The sequence below is a fragment of the Kurthia senegalensis genome (assembly GCF_000285595.1).
In the GTDB taxonomy this organism is placed as follows: domain Bacteria; phylum Bacillota; class Bacilli; order Bacillales_A; family Planococcaceae; genus Kurthia; species Kurthia senegalensis.
The window spans coordinates 43,905-65,484 of the sequence record NZ_HE611070.1 but is presented as its reverse complement, the minus strand read 5'-3'; the positions used below and the strand labels follow the sequence as shown (position 1 = coordinate 65,484).

Here is a 21,580-nt window from a genome sequence, read left to right as displayed (position 1 = left end):
GACTGAATGACAGAGGAGTGAAACAGATGGAGTGGTTACAACAACTTATTAACGGGATATCTATCGGAAGTATTTATGCGCTAATTGCACTCGGGTACACGATGGTTTACGGCATTATTAAATTAATTAACTTTGCGCACGGTGATGTGTTTATGATTGGTGCATTCGTTGGGTTTTACGGATTGACACATTGGCATATTGGCTTTATTCCATCACTACTCGTAGCGATGATTATTTGTTCGATATTAGGTGTTTTAATCGAGCGTCTTGCGTATAAACGATTACGGAATGCGACGCGAATTGCAGCGCTTATTACAGCAATCGGGGTGTCACTTTTAATTGAGTACACGACGATTTTTATACGCGGAGCACAGCCAGAAGCGTATCCGAGCGATGCAATTTTTTCAAAAACATTTACAGTGTTCGGCACACAAATTACTTCAGAAACAATCGTTATTTTAGCGACGACCATCATTTTAATGTTATTGCTACAATTCATCGTTCACAAAACGAAAATCGGGAAAGCGATGCGTGCTGTATCACATGACATGGAAGCGGCAAAATTAATGGGGATTAACGTAGATAATACGATTTCTGCGACGTTTGCAATCGGGTCAGCATTAGCAGGTGCAGCGGGTGTTATTTTCGGTGTTTACTATACGAAAATCGATCCGTTAATGGGTATTATTCCGGGTGTGAAAGCATTTATCGCAGCTGTTTTAGGTGGAATCGGAAGCATTCCAGGTGCGATGACGGGCGGCATGTTATTAGGTGTAGTAGAAACGATTGTCAGTGCAGTCGGTTTTTCTACGTGGCGTGACGCAGCGGCATTTGTCATCTTAATTTTAATTTTAATTTTCAAACCAGCAGGTATTTTCGGTAAAAATACCCGCGAGAAAGTGTAGGTGAGAACGATGAGAATTTCAAAAACGTTTTGGATTTACACGATTCTTGCACTAATCGGTTATGCGGTCGTTCAAATGCTCATTACGAACGGACAGCTCGATATGTATTACGCAAACTTATTAATTACGATTGCTATTAATATTATTTTAGCGGTTAGCTTGCATTTAGTAATCGGTATTACAGGACAGTTTTCGATCGGACATGCAGGTTTTTTAGCAATCGGTGCTTACGTATCGGCAATTTGTACGATGCACTTCCATTTACCGTTTATCGTCGCTCTAGCAATTGGTGCAATTGCGGCGGCAATTGGCGGCTTAATCGTCGGCATTCCGACATTGCGTTTACGCGGAGATTATTTAGCTATTGCTACGTTAGGATTCGCAGAAATTATTCGAATTACTTTCTTGAACATTGATTATGTTGGTGGTGCAGCAGGTATGCAAATTATCCAACAAACGAATTGGACGTATGCCTTCTTCGGAATGTTCGTGACGATTGTTGTCATTTCTAACTTTACGAACTCTCGCCACGGTCGTGCATGTATTTCTGTACGTGAGGATGAAATTGCCGCGGATTCTATGGGCATTAACGTAACGTATTACAAAGTGTTAGCATTCGCAATTGGCTCGTTGTTTGCAGGGCTTGCAGGTGGTTTGTTCTCACATAATTTCTTTATTATTCAACCAGCACAATTTAACTTCTTGAAATCATTCGACATTTTAATTTACGTCGTATTAGGTGGCTTAGGAAGTTTAACAGGTTCGATTGTTGCCGCGGTATTGTTAACGGTCATTTCGTTGTACTTACAAGACTTCCCGGAAACACGCATGATTATTTATAGCCTCGTTTTAATTGTCGTGATGCTTTATCGTCCAGCAGGATTAATGGGCACGAAAGAATTACCAGATTTATTTAAACGTAAAAAAGGAGGGAAAGTTCATGAGTAACCCTCTATTAAAAGTAGATCATGTCGGTATACAATTCGGTGGTTTAAAAGCTGTTCAAAAATTTAATATGGAGCTATTTGAAGGGGAGTTAGTCGGGCTGATCGGTCCGAATGGCGCAGGTAAGACGACGAGTTTCAATATGCTAACAGGTGTATACAAACCGACGGAAGGTACGATTACATTCGATGGGAAAGTGACGAATAAATTATCTCCGCACCAAGTGACGAAAAACGGTGTCAGCCGTACGTTCCAAAATATTCGTCTTTTTAAAGAGTTAACGGTTCTTGATAACGTAAAAGTAGCGAATCATTCTCTCGCGCATCATTCGATGTTAAGTTCTATTTTCCGCTTACCCACTCATTTTAAAGGAGAAGCGAAAATGGAAGAAGCGTCTCTCGCATTTTTAGAAATTTTCGGCTTAGACGTCTATAAAGACGAACTAGCAAAAAATTTGCCATACGGTATGCAACGTCGTTTAGAAATTGCTCGTGCGCTAGCAGCAGGACCGAAGCTCTTGTTACTAGATGAACCAGCAGCTGGGATGAATCCGCAAGAAACGAAAGCGTTAATGGATTTAATCGCATTAATTCGAAAAAAATTCGATTTGACGATTTTATTAATCGAGCATGATATGGGATTAGTTATGGGAATTTGTGAACGTATTTACGTGTTAGATCACGGGGAATTAATCGCTTCTGGGACACCGGAAGAAATTCGTCATAACAAAAAAGTAATTGAAGCCTATTTAGGTGAGGAGGTGCCTTTATAATGCTAAAAGTAGACAATATTGATGTGTTTTACGGTGGAAATATCCAAGCGTTAAAAGGTGTTTCTTTAGAAGTGAATGAAGGAGAAATCGTGACACTAATCGGAGCGAATGGCGCGGGGAAAACGACGTTGCTTAAAACGCTTTCGGGCTTATTGAAGCCGAAAAAAGGAACGATTGAGTATTTAGGGAAAAGTATTGGTGGGAAAGCTGCACAAGGAATCGTTAAGAGCGGCATTTCACAAGTACCTGAAGGACGACGCGTTTTTTCTAATATGAGCGTTGAAGAAAACTTAGAACTCGGCGCGTATTTACGAAAAGACCGTGACGGCATAAAAAAAGATCTACAGCGAGTGTATGCACTATTCCCTCGATTACTGGAAAGAAGTAAGCAATCAGCAGGTACGCTTTCAGGAGGGGAACAACAAATGTTAGCGATGGGTAGAGCGATTATGGCGAAGCCTAAGCTATTATTATTAGATGAACCGTCGATGGGACTTGCGCCGATTATGGTTCAAACGATTTTTAGTATTATTAAAGAAATAAATGAGGAAGGTACGACGATTTTACTCGTTGAACAAAATGCGCATATGGCACTTTCTATTGCGCAGCGAGCGTACGTTATTGAAACGGGGAAAGTCGTTTTATCAGGCGATGCGAAAGAGCTACAAGAGAGTGATGAAGTACGAGCAGCTTATTTAGGTGGTTTGTAAAATAAAGATGTGAGAAGCGGTGTGGAATGTGATTCTACACCGCTTTCTTATCCTTTATATTTGTAAAAACAATTCATTTGTAAGATAATATTTGTATGAAACAGAATATTTTTATTTTTCTGTTAAAAAATTGTGAAGGGGAGATTTGAACGATGATTTATGCAAATCCGAATACCGATGGAGCAGTTGTAAAATTTAAAGCACAATATGAAAACTATATTGGCGGCGAATGGGTAGCACCTGTGAAAGGCGAATACTTCGATAACGTGACACCTGTTACAGGAGAAGTTTTCACGAAAGCACCTAAATCAACTGCAGAAGATATTGAATTAGCTTTAGATGCAGCGCATAAGGCGAAAGATGCTTGGGGTAAAACATCGGCTGCTGAACGTGCGAAAGTGTTAAACAAAATTGCGGATCGCTTAGAAGAAAATCTAGAACTTCTTGCTGTTGCTGAAACATGGGACAACGGCAAAGCGGTACGTGAGACGCTGAACGCAGACATTCCGTTAGCAATCGATCACTTCCGTTATTTCGCTGCAGCAATTCGTTCACAAGAAGGCGGCTTGACGCAACTAGATGATGATACGGTAGCGTATCATTTCCATGAGCCACTAGGTGTAGTTGGTCAAATTATTCCTTGGAACTTCCCAATTTTAATGGCGGTATGGAAACTAGCGCCTGCATTAGCAGCTGGTAACTGTGTTGTATTGAAACCAGCTGAGCAAACGCCAGCATCTATTTTAGTTATGATGGAATTAATTGAAGACCTTGTTCCGGCAGGGGTTATTAACATCGTCAATGGCTTTGGCGCAATCGTCGGTAAAGCATTAGCGACGAATAAACGAATTTCAAAAGTTGCCTTCACTGGTTCGACAGCTGTTGGTCGCTTAATTATGCAATATGCAACAGAAAATATTATTCCAGTAACGTTAGAATTAGGTGGTAAATCACCGAACATTTTCTTCGCCGATGTAATGGACGAAGATGATGAATTTTTAGATAAAGCAGTAGAAGGGTTCGTTATGTTTGCATTGAACTCTGGTGAAATTTGTACATGTCCTTCACGCGCACTCGTACACGAATCAATTTATGATCGTTTTATCGAACGAGCGATTGAACGTGTGAAAGCAATCAAAATCGGGAATCCACTAGATACAGAGACGATGATGGGTGCGCAAAATTCAAATGAGCAACAAGAGAAAATTAAATCATATTTACAAATTGGTAAAGATGAAGGCGCCGAAGTATTAGTAGGTGGCGAAGAAAATCATTTAGAAGGTTTAGAAAATGGTTTTTATATTAAGCCAACGATTTTCAAAGGGCATAACAAAATGCGTATTTTCCAAGAAGAAATTTTTGGACCTGTATTATCGCTTACGACATTTAAAGATTTCGATGAAGCAATCGAAATTGCGAATGATACAGAATACGGTTTAGGTGCGGGTGTATGGTCACGTTCAGGCGATACAGCATATCGTGCAGGTCGCGCAATTCAAGCGGGACGTGTATGGACGAATACGTATCATCAATATCCAGCAGGTGCGGCATTCGGTGGTTATAAACTATCAGGCATCGGTCGCGAAAACCATAAGATGATGTTAGATCATTACCAACAAACGAAAAACTTACTCGTAAGTTATAACCGTAGTCCTCAAGGTTTCTTCTAAACCGAAAGGAGCGAGCAACATGGTAGAACGTGTTGTAGCAACAGATAAAGCGATTGATTTAATTCATTTTTTAAAAGAAAAGTATGGGAAAGGACTCGTATTTCATCAATCAGGTGGTTGTTGTGAAGGGTCTAAACCGCTTTGTTTATTAGAAGGTGATTTTAAAAAAGGTCAAATTGATGTATTACTCGGTTATTTAGATGGCGATGTGCCATTTTATATGCATGAAAACTTGTACAACTATTCAAAACATACGCAACATGTATTAGACGTTGTAGATAGTTTTGGGAGTGGTTTCTCGATTGAAGCAGTCGAAAATAAAAGTTTTCTAATTCGGGCACGTGTTTTTTCTGATGAAGAATATGCCGAAGTGAAAAAAATCATTGAAGCAGAACAGCAAACGCAGTCATAAGAAATGAGACAGGTGAGGAAACTTGCTTGTCTTATTTTTTTATATAAAAATATTGATACAGATTAAACGTTAATAAAACAGTTAAAAATAGTTGAATTAGTACAGTTAAACATTTATGATAGAAACAGAATAAAATTACGAGGAGAGTTGTTCATGTTAGAACCAATTCCAATGAGTACGTCTAAAACGATTCAAACAAGGCTTGTTTTGCCACCTGATACGAACCATATGAATACGATTTTTGGTGGTAAAATTTTAGCATATATTGATGAAATTGCTGCGATTACATCTATGAAGCATGCGAAGATGCAAACGGTAACAGCTTCTTTCGACTCAGTTGATTTCTTTTCACCTGTACGTTCAGGGGAAGTGCTGGAATTAGAAGCGATTGTAAGTAGTACAGGACATTCATCGATGGAAATTTATATTCGTGTTCAATCACGTGATATTGAAACACACGAAAAAAAATTAACGACGGAATCTTTCGTAACGATGGTTGCCGTCGGTGAAGATGGGAAACCACGTGAAGTAGCTGCGGTTTATCCAGAAACGAACGAAGAACGTCGTTTGTTTGAAACAGGACCTGCACGTCGTGCGCACCGTAAAGCGAAAAGAGATTTACCACATTCATTTTTATAAAACGAAAAAAGACAGATGCATTTGTCACATCTGTCTTTTTTATTTGCCATTGCCCATTTTTGAGCAGAATGGACGGTCTTCTGGTAAATGTTCGACGTCACCAACCGCTTGAATGTGATAAGTGCCTTTTTCGTAACGAACGATCGTTAAACTCGTTCCTTCAATAGAAGGTGTGTCCCAAAGATGTTCGATCGATTCGTTGGAGAATGCATTAATTAATACGCGTTTTACGATGCTGTGTGTCACGATTAAGACGTTATCTTCTTCATCATACTTGTCGATAATCGTATCGATCACTTTTTGTGCACGTGTTCGAACGTCGTAAAAATTTTCTCCTTCATTCGAAGTGAAGTTTTCAGGATGATGGAAATATTGTTCGTATTGTGTCGGATACTTTTCAGCAATGGCTGGTAAAGTCATTCCTTGCCATTCTGCAACGTTAATTTCTTTAATGCCAGGTTTAATAAATAACGGTGTTTGATGCCCATCTAATATAAATTTAGCTGTGTCTAATGCTCTTCCACTCGGGCTCGAATAGGCTGCGATAAAGGGTGTTTTACTAAGACGTTTACATAATGCCTTACTTTGTTTTTGACCGTAGGCTGTTAATGGAGAATCAAACCAACCTTGTATGCGTTGTTGAGTGTTCCATTCTGTTTGTCCATGGCGTGTAATATACAATGTAACCATATTGTCGATCCTTTCAAGTGAAATAAAAGATAGTATAGAAGATATTAAAACGAATGTCAAAGCAATAAAAAAGAATCGCTGTGCGATTCTTTTTTTTATCACCACTATAGTAATAGTGGAATTTATTCATTCATTTCTGTTGCGACTTCAAGAAGGCGTTCTGCGGAATCGGCTACTTGTGAAGTAACTTCAGAAATTTCATCTAATATGAGTGTAATTGTCGATACGTCTTGTGTCGTAGACGTATGATTCACTTTAATGCCGGAAACTGCTTTCGTAATCGTTTCAAACGATGTCGATAAATCTTTTTGCATGTCGACACCGACTAAAATTTGTTTATCAACATTTTTAACGGAACTTGACATATTCGCAATGTTTGTTTCCGTATCATGAATGAGCGTCGATACGTTTTGGACGGCTTTTTTCGTTTCCTCTGCTAGTTTTCGTACTTCATTGGCTACGACAGCGAATCCTTTTCCGTGTTCACCTGCGCGAGCTGCTTCAATTGAAGCGTTCAAAGCGAGTAAGTTCGTTTGGTCAGCAATTTCCGTTACGAGGTGGACGATTTCAGAAATTTTTTGTGAAGACGTTTTTAATTCACCCATCGTTTCGTCAAGCTGCTTCACAGAAGAAGACATCGTGCCCATTAACTCGTTTTGTTTCGTTAAAAGAATCGATCCTTTTGTCGATTTTTCTTCGGTTTCATTTACGAAAGCGAGCCCTTGTTTCGTCGCGTTTGAAATGTCTTCTGATTGATTGACTAACGATTGAATCGAAGCGGTCGTTTCTTCACTAATGGCACTTAATTCTTGTGCCGTACTTTGTACAGAGTGCATTAAGGCTGCTTTTTCACGTAAATGACGTTGTTGCAATTCCATCTGTTCATCATCGTACGCTTCAATAACGATTTGTTGCTCTAAATTAATGAACTTCGAAAAAGCATTTACAGCTGTCATAAAGTCTTTCGGTGATAGTTCTTTTCGTTCGCAAAAACCGATAAACGTACTATTCAATGCTTGGAAAGAATTTAAATACCATTTTGAAGGAAGACCGATGACAACGTGTATGTGTGCAATTCGTTTGCGGTCTTCTACGTAAGTATCGTTAATTTGGGCGTCAAACATCGCTTTAATGTGACGCGTCAATGTAACTTTCAAACGCTCAATTGAAGAGTGGTCGTTAATGATTTTCGTTAGTTCAGCCGCTTTGTTAATTGTATTGTAAAACTCTTCAACCATTAAGGGCACAAGTTCGTCGCAATATTTTTTGAAGTGCGAAATAATGGCTAAATCGTCTTTTGTTAAGTTTAATAAGTTAATTTGTTTTGATAAACCGGGGAAGTTACGTACGTCTAACGTGACAGTTGAACGATATGTCTCAATGTTGAACTGTGATTCTGTTTGACGAGATACGGAGCGTTTCCAAATGCTCACTCAATCATCTCCATTCGAATGCGTCTAATCGCGCATTATTCATTATTTATATCGGTCATAAGAAAACATATTGTATAAAAATGATAAAATCTTTAGTTCATAAAAAAATCCTAAGTTTCCTTAGGATTACAATTTAAAATAATCGAGCCAACCTTTGATTTTGAACCAAGCAATCATTGAAATGGCGATAACAAACATACACGCTAAAACGATGTAATATCCGTAATGCCATTCGAGTTCTGGCATGTGTGCAAAGTTCATACCGTACACACCTGCGATAAATGTTAAGGGGATGAAAATCGTCGATACGATCGTTAAAATCATCATAATACTATTCATGCGCACGGCATTCATTGACATGTGACTATCGCGCATATCTGCTGTTAGTTCACGGTTAGATTCAATCATTTCTGTCAGTTTAACGAGATGATCGTGAATATCGCCAAAGTAAGCACGTTCTGGGCCTGCTAGTCCGAGTCTTCCCGAGTTCATAATGCGGTATAAAAGGTCACGCATCGGCAGAACGATTCGACGAATATGGAGTAAGTCACTTCGTAAATCGAATACGTCGTTCATCGCCTTGGCATTTTTTTGATAGTTTAATTGGTCTTCCATTTCATTTAAATGATCTTCGATATTGTAGACCATTGGGAAATAGCTATCGACGAGTTTATCGATGACTTGGTACATCGCATAATAAGAGCCACGTTCCCAAGTCGTTCCTTGATTTATAATACGTTTACGTGCAATTTCTAATTCAGGAACGGCTGTTTTGTGATACGTCACAATGAATTGATCGGCTAAAAAAATATTTACTTCTTCTGCTTCTAATTCACTCGCATTCATTTTATGGACGACTAAAAAATGCGTGTCGTCGTAATAATCAACTTTCGGTCGTTGCAAGCGCATTAAACAGTCTTCGATTGCTAAAGGATGAAAGTGGAAAAAGTTACTAAGCAATGAATTTTCTTTCGGTGTCGCTTGATCAAAATCAATCCAATACCACTCTAGATTTAACTGCTTTAATTCGCTTAGTGGAAAGTCAACGATCGTTTCTTGATCTTTTGTAATCCCTAATGTCCGAATCATCATAACGCCTCTTTTACTAAAAAGTTATTTTTATTTTCCCATAATTACAAGGGGTTTGTCGATGGATTACAAGTATGTATATGTAAAAATCCCGTCATTTCTCATGAGAGATGCGGGATTCTTTTATGAATATCGCTACGTTAAGGTTTCGTCGGAAACCAAGAAGCAAAGGAATGTTCTATTTTAAAATTGGTCGTAATATCCATTGAATTTAAATCGCGTTGAGAAAAGGATGTCTTTAAAAGGAAATATGGCATGACGAGTAAAACGACACAGCACAAAAGAGCAATCGCGCATGTAACAAAAGCTTTTTTCAATAAAATCTTCCTTCCTTTCAATCATGTACATTCAAGGACGTTGAGTCGATGAAAAAAGTTTCTTTTCATTTAGTTATAAAATGCGAATTGTTTGTCAAAAAATAGGGAAGCTTTTATAATATAGTCAAAGATAGTCAAAGTCAGTATGGTAAGCGAGGTGAATGCAGCGAATGAAAAATATTTCGGATATTATTGAAGGCTATTTAAAAGAAGTGATTGAGTTGAATGATAAAGGGTTAGTTGAAATTAAGCGAAGTGAAATTGCAGATATGTTTCAATGTGTACCTTCTCAAATCAATTATGTTATTAATACACGTTTTACAGAAGAACGAGGGTATCAAGTAGAAAGTAAACGTGGTGGTGGCGGTTATATTCGTATTGTTCGCATAGAGCTAACTTCTATTACAGATTTGATTGATGAGATGATTGGGCAACTAGGAAATGCAGCACCTCAACAAGTAACAGAGGATATTGTATTTCGGTTGATAGATGAAGAATTGATTACGAAAAAAGAAGCGAAGCTCATGCTTTCTGCCGTAGATCGCAATGTGTTGAGTCTTAATTTACCGCTTCGAGATGAAATACGTGCACGTATATTTAGAGCCATGTTAACGACTTTAAAATTTGATATGGCAAGAAGATAAGAGGTGTTCATCGTGATTTGTGAAAATTGTAAACAACGTCCTGCAACGGTGACTGTCACACAAGTAAGAGACAATCAAAAAGTGGTCCGTCATTATTGTTCGACGTGTAGCCAACAACTAAATAATATAGGGGTAGAGGAACCCGTATCTGTACAACAAATGTTTGCAGATTGGTTTGGAATTCCGACGTGGTCGACGAATTCACCGAAAAGTCAGCAAGATATAGAACAACCAAATGCTTGCCCAGATTGTGGGATGACCTATCAACAATTTTTGCATGATGGAAAATTCAATTGTCCGACGTGCTATGACGCCTTTAGAGAACAGCTTCCTCAAGTGATGAAACGGCTTCATAACGGAGCGGTACAACATAATGGGAAAGTGCCTGGTGCAGTCAACGAAACGTATCAAATTAAACAACAAATAGAACAAGCAAGAACGGAAATGCGTAAAGCGGTTGAAGAGGAACATTTTGAAGAAGCGGCTGTTTTACGAGATCAAATTAAAACGCTAGAGCGACAACTTCGAGGGGGTGAGATCGATGGAGCATGAGTCTTTATTTAATGCAACAGACGTCAAATGGATGCAAGGGGACGAGGAATATGGAGACATCGTGATGAGTACGAGAATTCGACTCGCACGAAACATTCAACATTTTCGCTTTCCACGTGCATTTTCAGAAGACGAAGCATTTAAAATAGACCAACTCATTTCCAGTGCCTTACTAGATAGTGATGAGTTAGATCAAACGTTTGAACATTTTGATATGTCGAGGATGCCAATTTTACAAAAAAATGTACTCGTCGAAAAGCATTTGATTAGCCCACAGCTAGCGCATAAAGAGCGTACCGGTTCGGTATTAATTGCCCGAGATGAATCGGTCAGTGTGATGATCAATGAAGAAGATCATATTCGAATTCAATGTATGGAACCGGGATTGAATTTAGAAAAAGCGTATTTTAATGCCGATACGATTGATCGTTGTTTAGAAGAGGAAGTCCCTTATGCATTCGACAGTGAGTTTGGATATATGACGAGTTGTCCGACGAATACAGGAACTGGAATGCGTGCATCGGTTATGATGCATTTACCTGCACTGATGATGACGGAACAAATTGAACAAATTATCAGCATGATGCCGAGACTTGGAATGGTCGTTCGAGGTATTTACGGTGAAGGAACGAGCGCTGTAGGGAACTATTTTCAAATTTCAAATCAAGTTACACTCGGTAAAAGCGAGGAAGAAATCTTAACGGATTTACAATCGATTGCCGAACAAATTGTGCAGCGAGAAGTAGAATCGAGACGGGCTTTATTAGAACATGCGTCGGTCGTCATTCATGACCGTGTAAGCCGCGCACTCGGTACGTTGAGATACGCTCAATTCATCACGAGTGATGAGGCTGCAAATTGTTTATCGAACGTACGATTGGGTATAGATTTAGGACTTATAGATAGTATTCCAACAGCGATTTTAAACAAATGTATGTTAATCATACAACCGGGGTTCCTTCAACAATATGTTGGTACGATGTTGAAACCGAATGAGAGAGATATCCATCGTGCCTCGCTGTTGAGAACTTTATTAACAGATAATCATTTACATGAAAAAGGAGACGATTCATATGATGTTTAACCACTTTACGCAACGAGCTCAAAAAGTTTTACAATTAGCACAAGAAGAAGCCATTCGCATGAAACACGAAGCGATTGGTACAGAACATATTTTGCTAGGGCTTATTCGCGAAGGCACAGGAATCGCAGCGAAAGCACTAGAAGCAATCGAAGTGACGCCTGAAATGATTGAAGAAGGCATCGAGAAATTAGTAGGCGTGGGTACGAAAGATTCAGGCCCGGTCGTTCACTACACACCTCGCGCTAAAAAAGTCATTGAACTATCAGTAGATGAATCTCGTAAATTAGGACATACGTACATTGGTACAGAACATATATTGCTTGCGCTAATCCGTGAAGGTGAAGGCGTGGCAGCTCGTGTATTAAATAACGAGGGCGTTAGCTTAAGTAAAGCAAGACAACAAGTGCTACAACTTTTAGGTAGCCATGATACGAATGCAGGAACGGGTGGTGCAAACGCTACTCAAACAGCAAGCACACCAACGCTTGATAGCTTGGCACGCGATTTAACACAAATTGCACGCGAAGGTTCACTTGACCCTGTTATCGGTCGTAGTAAAGAAATTACACGCGTGATTGAAGTATTATCTCGTCGTACGAAAAATAATCCTGTTTTAATCGGGGAACCAGGTGTTGGTAAAACGGCGATTGCAGAAGGTTTAGCACAACAAATCATTCATAATGAAGTGCCTGAAACATTACGTGGGAAACGCGTTATGACACTTGATATGGGGACGGTCGTTGCGGGAACGAAATACCGTGGTGAGTTTGAAGATCGTCTGAAAAAAGTAATGGATGAAATTCGCCAAGCGGGTAACGTTATTTTATTCATCGATGAATTGCATACATTAATCGGTGCAGGTGGTGCGGAAGGTGCGATTGATGCGTCGAATATTTTAAAACCGTCATTAGCACGTGGAGAACTACAATGTATCGGTGCGACAACGTTAGATGAGTACCGTAAATATATCGAAAAAGATGCTGCTTTAGAACGTCGTTTCCAACCTATTCAAGTAGACGAACCATCACCGGAAGAAGCAATTCAAATTATTCGAGGCTTACGTGATCGTTATGAAGCGCATCACCGTGTAAAAATTACAGATGAAGCGGTAGAAGCAGCTGTCACATTAAGTAACCGCTACATTTCAGACCGTTTCTTACCAGATAAAGCGATTGATTTAATGGATGAAGCCGGTTCGAAAGTACGCTTACGTTCATATACGACGCCACCAAATTTAAAAGAACTTGAACAAAAATTAGAGCAAATTAAAGCAGAGAAAAACTCAGCTGTTCAAGGTCAAGAATTTGAAAAAGCGGCAGGCTTGCGTGATACAGAACAAAAATTAAAAGATGAATTAGACGCAACGAAAAAAGAATGGAAAGAAAAACAAGGTCGTGCTGAATCAAAAGTGACAGTGAATGATATTGCAGAAGTAGTGGCAATGTGGACAGGTATTCCGGTAGCGAAAATTGCACAGGAAGAATCTGAAAAGTTACTGAACTTAGAAGAAGAGTTACACAAACGTGTCGTAGGGCAAGGTGCAGCAGTAGAAGCAATTTCTCGTGCAATTCGCCGTGCACGTGCGGGCTTAAAAGATCCGAAACGTCCGATTGGTTCATTTATTTTCTTAGGACCAACAGGTGTCGGTAAAACAGAACTAGGTCGTGCGTTAGCAGAAGTGATGTTCGGTGATGAAGATGCAATGATTCGAATCGACATGTCTGAATACATGGAAAAACATTCGACTTCTCGTTTAGTAGGCTCACCTCCAGGTTATGTCGGTTATGATGAGGGTGGTCAATTAACTGAAAAAGTTCGTCGTAAACCATACTCTGTCGTATTATTAGATGAAATTGAAAAAGCACATCCAGACGTGTTCAATATTTTATTACAAGTATTAGATGATGGTCGTTTAACGGATTCTAAAGGACGCGTTGTTGATTTCCGTAATACGGTTGTCATTATGACATCGAACATCGGTGCGGAAGCATTGAAATACCGTAAGTCGGTTGGTTTCGGTGCACAAGAAACGGCAAAAGCGGCAGAAACATCAAAAGATGTAATGTTAGAAGAATTGAAAAAAGCATTCCGTCCAGAGTTCTTAAACCGTATAGATGAAACAATCGTCTTCCAATCACTGAAAAAAGAAGAACTTGTAGAAATTGTTAGCAAAATGTCAGAGCAATTAACGAAACGTTTAGCTGAACAAAAAATTGAACTTGAATTAACACCAGCAGCACTCGATAAAATCGCAGAAGAAGGATACGACCCAGAATACGGGGCTCGCCCAATTCGTCGAGCATTACAAAAACATGTAGAAGACCGTTTATCAGAAGAAATTCTGAAAGGTGAAGTTTTAACAGGAAATGTGGTCGTTTTCGATGTTGATGCAGATGGGAAGTTCATCGTTTCAACGAAACAACCGGCAACTACAGAAAAATAAACGATTTAATAAAAATGGAACGTCTTGCTTAACGCTAGGCGTTCTTTTTTGTATATAATCGAAGTAACAACAGAACGGCTTGAGGAGGATTTTATGGCTAAGAAGAAATCAAAATTTGTATGTAATGAATGTGGATATGAAACAGCTAAATGGATGGGGCGTTGTCCGGGTTGTGGACAATGGAATACGATGGTGGAAGCGATAGAAATTGTATCAAAAGGACCACGTGGCGCTTTTAAACATTCAGAAAGTGTAGCGGCAAAAGCGACACCAATTATTTCAATTGAAACGCAGGAAGAACATCGTGTTCCGACAGAGTTAGTTGAATTCAACCGCGTACTCGGTGGAGGAATCGTTCCGGGTTCACTTATTTTAATCGGTGGAGACCCGGGGATTGGGAAGTCAACATTGCTACTACAAGTGTCTGCGCTACTATCGAATAAAGGACAGCGCGTACTGTACGTATCTGGGGAAGAATCGATTCGCCAAACGAAATTGCGTGCTGAACGACTCGGCGTTAAGTCAGAAGAGTTGTACATTTATGCAGAAACAAATTTAGAAATGATTAGTGAAACAATCGAACAAACGTCACCGAAATTCGTCATTATTGACTCTATCCAAACCGTGCATCATCCGGAAGTGACGTCTGCACCGGGTAGTGTGACACAAGTACGAGAATGTACGGGTGAGTTGATGCGTATCGCCAAAACGAAAAACATTGCTATTTTCTTAGTCGGTCACGTGACGAAAGAAGGTCAAATTGCCGGTCCACGAATTTTAGAACATATGGTAGATACGGTGCTTTATTTTGAAGGCGAACGCCACCACAATCACCGTATTTTACGTAGTCAAAAAAACCGCTTCGGTTCAACGAACGAAATTGCTATTTTCGAAATGGTTCATGGGGGATTAAAAGAAGTGTTAAATCCATCTGAAATGTTTCTAGAAGAACGATCTCAAGGAGCACCGGGTTCGACAATCGTTGCGTCAATGGAAGGGACGAGACCGATTTTAGTTGAAATTCAAGCGCTCGTTTCACCATCGAGTTTTAACTATCCGAAACGTATGGCAACAGGACTTGACCAAAACCGTGTATCACTTTTAATGGCGGTACTTGAGAAACGAATGGGCTTCATGTTGCAGTCTCAAGATGCGTATATTAAAGTCGCTGGTGGTGTAAAATTAGATGAGCCTGCGATTGATTTGGCAGTACTCGTTTGTATCGTTTCAAGCTTTAAAGATTTATCAGCGAATCCGACTGATTGTTTTGCTGGAGAAGTTGGACTGACAGGAGAAGTACGTCGTGTGACGCGAATTGAACAACGTGTAAACGAAGCATCGAAATTAGGGTTTAAACGTATTTTCATTCCGAAATCAAATATCGGTGGATGGGATTTTCCAGAAGGAATTGAAGTTATCGGTATTGAGACGGTCAACCAAGCATTGAAACAAGCGTTCAAAGAATTGTAAGAACAAGGTTAGAGAAAGCGAAAAAAAGGCAATGTATGTATAATGAGGTAGTAAGAGGAGGTGCATTAAAATGTTGAAAAGAATGATCCAAATTATGTTCTTGTTAATTGGGGGAACACTCGGACTTGTCTTGTTACCGCCTTTATTTTCACTTATTCATTTATCTGATAATCCGTGGATTAACAACCCGTACGTTTCTGTTTTATTAGGAGCAATCGTTTTGTTCGTAGTATCCCTCTTTGTTGCTGATTACTTTGTAAAACTTTTGAAATGGATGGAAGAACGTTTATTGAAAGTGCCGAGTGGTGATGTACTGTTCGGAACGCTCGGTTTAATTATCGGACTGTTACTCGCTTACTTAGTGAGCGTTGCATTATCAAGCATTCGTATTCCGGTGTTTTTAACAGTTATTCCAATCTTAGTGTCAATCATATTAGGGTACTTAGGTTTCCAAGTAGGATTTAAACGAAGAGAAGAATTAATGTCTGTCTTTTCATCACGAGCTGCTAAAAAGAAACAACAAGATGTAAAAGAAAGTACCCTTGGTACGTATAAATTACTCGATACGAGCGTGATTATTGATGGACGTATTGCAGATATTTGCCGTACTGGTTTTGTGGAAGGAACACTTGTAATCCCTCAGTTCGTATTGACGGAGTTGCAACATATCGCCGATTCTTCTGATACACTAAAAAGAACGAAGGGACGCCGAGGGTTAGATATTTTGAAAACATTGCAAAAAGAATATGCCTCACAAGTTCTACTCACAGAAGTTGATTTTGAAGATGTACCAGAAGTCGATTTGAAACTTGTTCGTCTCGCTAAAAAGATGGATGGTCAAGTTGTAACGAATGATTTTAATTTAAATAAAGTGTGCGAGTTGCACAAAGTGAAAGTATTAAATATTAATGATTTAGCGAATGCTGTGAAACCGGTCGTTATTCCCGGCGAAGAAATGCACGTCGTTGTCATTAAAGAAGGGAAGGAACACAATCAAGGTGTTGCTTACTTGGATGACGGAACGATGATCGTCGTGGAAGATGGTAAGACGTATATCGGGGATGCGATTACTGTTGTCGTAACGAGCGTACTTCAAACATCTGCTGGACGAATGATTTTTGCTAAAAAGAAAAAAGAAAAAGAAAACGGCTAGAAGCTTGTCTTCTAGTTCTTTTTTTGTAGAGGAGTTTACTACATGCAATACGATGTAATTTTACCGGCAGCCGGAAGTGGCAAACGAATGGGTGCAGGAAAAAATAAATTGTTTTTACAATTGAAAGAAAAAACAATTTTAATTCATACGCTACAAGTATTTGAAGAAGATTCATGGTGTAGAGGGATTTACTTAGCTGTGAAAGATACAGAGCGTGAAGTAATTGAAGCGCTACTACAAACGCACGGTATTACGAAAGTAAAGGCGATGCCAACTGGTGGAGATGAACGCCAACATAGCGTGCAATCTTGTATGAAAGAAATTGGACAAGGTGAAATCGTTCTCGTTCACGATGCGGCACGTCCATTTATTACACAATCGATTATTCATGAATTAGCGGAAGCAGCACTCGAAAAAGGTGCGGCTGTAGCAGGCGTTCGTGCGAAAGATACGATGAAGCGTGTAGAAGCAGGAGTTATTCAAGAAACGGTCGATCGCTCAACGCTTTGGATGATTCAAACGCCGCAAGCTTTCCGATTTGATTGGTTGAAAGAAGCGGAAGATGCTGCGGAGCGTGACGACTTTTTAGGTACAGATGAATCGATGCTCGTCGAACGCCAAGGACAATCTGTTCATATTGTTGAGAGTAGCTATGAAAATGTTAAAATAACAACAAAAGAAGATTTGGTTTTCGGTGAAGCTATCTTAAACCAACGTATTGGAGGATAAATTATATGTTTCGCGTAGGACAAGGTTTTGATGTACATGAATTTGCAGAAGGACGCCCATTAATTATCGGCGGTATTGAAGTGCCGAGTGACAAAGGATTACTCGGTCATTCAGATGCAGACGTTTTATTACACACAGTGACAGATGCAGCATTAGGTGCAATTGGTGAAGGCGATATCGGTCATCATTTCCCAGACACAGACCCTGAATGGGAAGGAGCAGACTCTGCTAAATTACTTGCGTACATTTGGGAGAAAGTCGAAGCAAAAGGGTACAAATTAGGGAATGTCGATTGTACGATTATGGCACAAGCACCTAAGATGGCACCTTACGTTGATCAAATGCGTGCGCGTATCGCACAGTTGCTTCATGCAGACGTAGATCAGGTGAACGTGAAAGCAACGACAACTGAAAAATTAGGGTTCGTCGGTCGTAAAGAGGGGATTGCAGCGATGGCAACAATTCTATTAATTAAAGGCTAACTTCCTTTAAATTTCCCAACTCGAGTGGTAAAATGAAAAAAGTTGAATTTTTTTCTCGACAAAATAGGAGGATTTTAATCATGACTAACAAAGTTCGTGTTCGTTATGCACCAAGTCCAACAGGACATTTACACATCGGTGGCGCACGCACAGCACTATTCAATTACTTATATGCAAAACACTATGACGGAGACTTCGTATTCCGTATTGAAGATACAGATGTAGCTCGTAATATCGAGGGCGGAGAAGAATCACAACTTCATAACCTAGCTTGGTTAGGGATTGAACCTGTAGAATCTCCAATAATCGGTGGTCCATACGCGCCTTACCGTCAAATGGAACGTTTAGATATTTACAAAGAACACGCTGAAAAATTAATCGAAATGGGCATGGCATACAAATGTTTCTGTTCATCAGAAGATTTAGAAGCAGAACGTGAAGCGCAACGTGCAAACGGTGTTGCTGCTCCAATGTATAACGGCCACTGTCGTAACTTATCTGCAGAAGAAGTGGCAGAAAAAGAAGCATCCGGCGCACCTTACACAATTCGTTTCAAAGTACCAGAAAACGAAACGTACAAATTCACTGACTTAATTCGTGGCGAAGTAACATTCGAATCGAAAGATATCGGTGACTGGGTAATCGTGAAAGCAAACGGTATCCCAACTTACAACTATGCAGTCGTATTAGATGACCACTTCATGAAGATGACACACGTTTTCCGTGGTGAAGAACATTTATCAAATACACCTAAACAATTAATGGTTTACCGTGCATTCGGTTGGGAAGCTCCTCAATTCGGTCACATGACTTTAATCGTTAATGAAAACCATAAAAAACTTTCAAAACGTGATGAATCAATTATCCAATTCATCTCTCAATACAAAGAACTTGGTTACTTACCAGCTGCAATGATTAACTTCCTTGCATTATTAGGTTGGTCTCCAGAAGGTGAAAATGAAGTATTCTCTATGGAAGAGTTAATCGAACAATTCGATGAAAAACGTCTTTCTAAATCACCATCTATGTATGATACACAAAAATTAAAATGGATGAACAACCAATACATGAAGAAATTAACTCATGAAGAAGTTGTAGCGCTATGTCTTCCATTCTTACAAAAAGCTGGTCGCATTGCTGAAAATCCAACTGCAGAAGAAGCAGAATGGGCTGGTAAATTAATCGGTCTTTATCACGAACAAATGAGCTTCGGTGCTGAAATTGTTGAGCTTTCTGAGATGTTCTTCACAGATTCTTTAGAATTAACAGATGAAGAAAAAGAAGTATTAGCTGGCGAACAAGTTCCTGAAGTACTTGCTACATTCAAGAAAAACCTTGAAGAATTAGAAGAGTATGAAGCTCCAGCAATCAAAAAAGCAATCAAAGCAGTTCAAAAAGAAACAGGTCATAAAGGTAAAAACTTATTTATGCCAATCCGCGTAGCGACAACTTTCGAAATGCACGGTCCTGAACTTGCAGACGCTTTAGAAATTTTAGGTAAAGAAACAGTAATCAAACGCCTAGAAAGTTTCAATAAATAATTGAAATGAAAAAAAGCTGTACTTCTTTGCTTCATGCAAAAGGTGCAGCTTTTTGTTATGCGTGACAATGTAGTATGCAAAAGATGTGTTTCATTGTAAAATAGCGTATAACTAGTATACTGATTTTATTATTTTAAAACGATGAAGAGGAGAAGTACGGATGACCAGCTCACGAGAGAGAATCACCACGGCTGAAAGTGATTTGAGTGATGGAGTCCGGAAATGCACCTCAGAGTATTGAGCTGAAAGACAGTAGGCCAATCGGTTTCGTCCACGTTATCGGACGTTTAAGCGGGAATGTATCGATTACATTTCAAGCAGAGTGGAACCGCGCGAAAGGCGTCTCTGTCTACACGTTAGATAGAGATGTCTTTTTTTATGGCTATTAAAGGGTAAGAGAGTTACTAGCAACTGCGAAGTCATTTCGTATAAAATAAAAGCATATACAATTTAAATTTTTAGCAAATAAGCTTGATTATAAGGAGAGAATAAATTTATGGCTATTCAAATTTTTAACTCACTTACACGAGAAAAAGAAAACTTCGTACCGATCGAAGAAGGCAAAGTGCGCATGTACGTATGTGGACCGACTGTTTATAATTACATTCACATCGGGAATGCACGTCCTGTAATCGTTTACGATACAGTACGCCGTTATTTAACATACCGTGGATTTAAAGTAGATTACGTTTCAAACTTCACGGACGTTGATGACAAAATCATTAAAGCAGCAAATGAATTAGGCGAAGAAGTACCTGAATTAACAGAACGCTTTATTAACGCTTATTTTGAAGACATTACAGCATTAGGTTGCCAAAAAGCAGATTCTCATCCACGTGTAACAGAACATATGGATGCAATCATTAACTTTATCGCTGTACTTGTAGAAAAAGGCTACGCTTATGAATCACAAGGAGATGTGTATTACCGTACTCGTAAATTCCAAGGATACGGTAAGCTATCTCATCAATCAGTAGATGATTTAAAAGTCGGTGCGCGTATTGAAGCGGGCGACAAAAAAGATGATGCACTTGATTTCGCTCTTTGGAAAGCTGCGAAACCAGGTGAAATTTTTTGGGAAAGTCCATGGGGTAAAGGCCGCCCGGGTTGGCACATTGAATGTTCTGTTATGGTTCACGAACATTTTGGTGATACAATTGATATTCATGCTGGTGGACAAGATTTAACATTCCCTCACCATGAAAATGAAATTGCTCAATCAGAAGCTTATACAGAGAAGAAATTCTCGAACTATTGGATGCATAACGGCTATATTAATATCGATAACGAAAAAATGTCAAAATCACTTGGTAACTTCATTTTAGTGCATGATATTATTCAACAAATCGATCCACAAGTATTACGTTTCTTCATGCTATCTGTTCACTATCGTCACCCAATTAACTTTGCGCAAGATTTAGTAGAAGCGGCAGAAAATGGTTTAGAACGTCTACGTACGTCTCGCAAAAACCTTGTTCACCGTTTAGAAAATACAGCAGATTTAGCAGGGAAAGAAGATGCTATTTTTGCGGCAGTAGCAGAAGAACGTGAAAATTTTATCGCAGCAATGGATGATGATTTTAATACTTCAAATGCGATTGCAGCATTGTTCGGTTTATCAACAATTGCTAATAAATATTTGAACGAAGAAAATACAAATGCGGCAACATTACGTAGCTTAATCGAAGCGCTTGATGAATTATCTAGTGTATTAGGTTTAGTATTAAACGTAAAAGAAGAATTGCTAGACGAAGAAATCGATGCATTAATCGAGGAACGCCAACAAGCTCGTAAAGACCGTAACTTTAAACGCTCAGATGAAATTCGTGATCAACTAAAAGATATGAATATTATTTTAGAGGATACGCGTCAAGGCGTTAGATGGAAACGAGGTTAAGAG

General features: G+C 39.3%; 20 protein-coding genes and 1 other annotated feature. Of the genes, 17 read left to right on the top strand and 3 right to left on the bottom strand.

The genetic code is table 11. The annotated features are described in order from the left end of the window. Positions 1-26: 26 nt before the first annotated feature. The 7 genes from KSHG_RS13745 to KSHG_RS13715 all read left to right on the top strand — a co-directional run bounded on the left by KSHG_RS13745 (position 27) and on the right by KSHG_RS13715 (position 6,053). On the top strand, positions 27-905 hold the full coding sequence (locus KSHG_RS13745; protein ID WP_010308130.1) for a branched-chain amino acid ABC transporter permease: 879 nt from the start codon (positions 27-29) through the stop codon (positions 903-905). Positions 906-914: 9 nt separating this feature from the next. Further along, the gene (locus tag KSHG_RS13740; RefSeq protein ID WP_026022612.1) at positions 915-1,853 is read left to right on the top strand and encodes a branched-chain amino acid ABC transporter permease; all 939 of its coding nucleotides are present in this window, start codon (positions 915-917) and stop codon (positions 1,851-1,853) included. Continuing rightward, the gene (locus KSHG_RS13735; RefSeq protein ID WP_010308124.1) at positions 1,846-2,622 is read left to right on the top strand and encodes an ABC transporter ATP-binding protein; all 777 of its coding nucleotides are present in this window, start codon (positions 1,846-1,848) and stop codon (positions 2,620-2,622) included. The genes KSHG_RS13740 and KSHG_RS13735 overlap by 8 nt, the downstream gene beginning before the upstream one ends. Continuing rightward, positions 2,622-3,332, top strand: coding sequence for an ABC transporter ATP-binding protein (locus KSHG_RS13730; RefSeq protein ID WP_010308119.1), 711 nt, complete (start codon positions 2,622-2,624; stop codon positions 3,330-3,332). The genes KSHG_RS13735 and KSHG_RS13730 overlap by 1 nt, the downstream gene beginning before the upstream one ends. A 152-nt stretch (positions 3,333-3,484) precedes the next feature. Next, complete coding sequence (gene exaC / locus KSHG_RS13725; RefSeq protein ID WP_010308115.1) at positions 3,485-5,002, top strand: acetaldehyde dehydrogenase ExaC; 1,518 nt, start codon at positions 3,485-3,487, stop codon at positions 5,000-5,002. A 19-nt stretch (positions 5,003-5,021) separates the two neighbouring features. Then, entirely contained in the window at positions 5,022-5,414 is a 393-nt protein-coding gene (locus KSHG_RS13720; protein ID WP_010308112.1) for a DUF779 domain-containing protein, read from the top strand. Between the two features lie 153 nt (positions 5,415-5,567). Then, on the top strand, positions 5,568-6,053 hold the full coding sequence (locus tag KSHG_RS13715; RefSeq protein ID WP_010308108.1) for an acyl-CoA thioesterase: 486 nt from the start codon (positions 5,568-5,570) through the stop codon (positions 6,051-6,053). A 39-nt stretch (positions 6,054-6,092) separates the two neighbouring features. On the opposite strand, the gene KSHG_RS13710 is transcribed toward KSHG_RS13715, so the two are convergent. The 3 genes from KSHG_RS13710 to corA form a co-directional block, all read right to left on the bottom strand. Then, positions 6,093-6,743 carry a histidine phosphatase family protein gene (locus tag KSHG_RS13710; RefSeq protein ID WP_010308104.1) on the bottom strand — a complete coding sequence of 217 codons (651 nt, stop codon included), beginning with the start codon at positions 6,741-6,743 and terminating at the stop codon, positions 6,093-6,095. A gap of 122 nt (positions 6,744-6,865) precedes the next feature. After that, a complete protein-coding gene (locus tag KSHG_RS13705; RefSeq protein WP_010308100.1) occupies positions 6,866-8,176 on the bottom strand; it encodes a globin-coupled sensor protein in 1,311 nt (436 codons plus the stop codon). A gap of 126 nt (positions 8,177-8,302) precedes the next feature. Next, complete coding sequence (gene corA, locus KSHG_RS13700; protein WP_010308097.1) at positions 8,303-9,265, bottom strand: magnesium/cobalt transporter CorA; 963 nt, start codon at positions 9,263-9,265, stop codon at positions 8,303-8,305. Positions 9,266-9,752: 487 nt separating this feature from the next. Between corA and KSHG_RS13695 the strand changes: the two genes are divergently transcribed. The 10 genes from KSHG_RS13695 to cysS all read left to right on the top strand — a co-directional run bounded on the left by KSHG_RS13695 (position 9,753) and on the right by cysS (position 21,577). Continuing rightward, positions 9,753-10,226, top strand: coding sequence for a CtsR family transcriptional regulator (locus KSHG_RS13695; protein ID WP_010308094.1), 474 nt, complete (start codon positions 9,753-9,755; stop codon positions 10,224-10,226). Positions 10,227-10,238: 12 nt separating this feature from the next. Further along, entirely contained in the window at positions 10,239-10,778 is a 540-nt protein-coding gene (locus KSHG_RS13690) for a UvrB/UvrC motif-containing protein (protein ID WP_010308092.1), read from the top strand. Continuing rightward, positions 10,768-11,862: a protein arginine kinase gene (locus KSHG_RS13685; protein ID WP_010308088.1), complete on the top strand. Its 1,095-nt coding sequence runs from the start codon at positions 10,768-10,770 to the stop codon at positions 11,860-11,862. Before KSHG_RS13690 ends, KSHG_RS13685 begins: the two co-directional genes overlap by 11 nt. Continuing rightward, entirely contained in the window at positions 11,852-14,305 is a 2,454-nt protein-coding gene (locus KSHG_RS13680) for an ATP-dependent Clp protease ATP-binding subunit (RefSeq protein WP_010308086.1), read from the top strand. Before KSHG_RS13685 ends, KSHG_RS13680 begins: the two co-directional genes overlap by 11 nt. A gap of 93 nt (positions 14,306-14,398) precedes the next feature. Continuing rightward, positions 14,399-15,775, top strand: a complete 1,377-nt coding sequence (gene radA, locus KSHG_RS13675) for a DNA repair protein RadA (RefSeq protein ID WP_010308084.1) — start codon at positions 14,399-14,401, stop codon at positions 15,773-15,775. A gap of 70 nt (positions 15,776-15,845) precedes the next feature. Next, positions 15,846-16,928 (top strand): PIN/TRAM domain-containing protein, encoded by a 1,083-nt coding sequence (locus KSHG_RS13670; protein ID WP_010308078.1) that lies wholly within the window; start codon positions 15,846-15,848, stop codon positions 16,926-16,928. A 42-nt stretch (positions 16,929-16,970) separates the two neighbouring features. Next, positions 16,971-17,657, top strand: coding sequence for a 2-C-methyl-D-erythritol 4-phosphate cytidylyltransferase (ispD, locus tag KSHG_RS13665; protein ID WP_010308074.1), 687 nt, complete (start codon positions 16,971-16,973; stop codon positions 17,655-17,657). Positions 17,658-17,662: 5 nt separating this feature from the next. Continuing rightward, positions 17,663-18,139 carry a 2-C-methyl-D-erythritol 2,4-cyclodiphosphate synthase gene (ispF, locus tag KSHG_RS13660; RefSeq protein ID WP_010308070.1) on the top strand — a complete coding sequence of 159 codons (477 nt, stop codon included), beginning with the start codon at positions 17,663-17,665 and terminating at the stop codon, positions 18,137-18,139. Positions 18,140-18,219: 80 nt separating this feature from the next. After that, positions 18,220-19,680, top strand: coding sequence for a glutamate--tRNA ligase (gene gltX, locus KSHG_RS13655; RefSeq protein ID WP_010308066.1), 1,461 nt, complete (start codon positions 18,220-18,222; stop codon positions 19,678-19,680). Positions 19,681-19,812: 132 nt separating this feature from the next. Then, positions 19,813-20,030 (top strand) — a binding site (T-box leader). 146 nt (positions 20,031-20,176) lie between these two features. Continuing rightward, positions 20,177-21,577 carry a cysteine--tRNA ligase gene (gene cysS / locus KSHG_RS13645; RefSeq protein WP_010308063.1) on the top strand — a complete coding sequence of 467 codons (1,401 nt, stop codon included), beginning with the start codon at positions 20,177-20,179 and terminating at the stop codon, positions 21,575-21,577. Positions 21,578-21,580 lie beyond the last annotated feature (3 nt).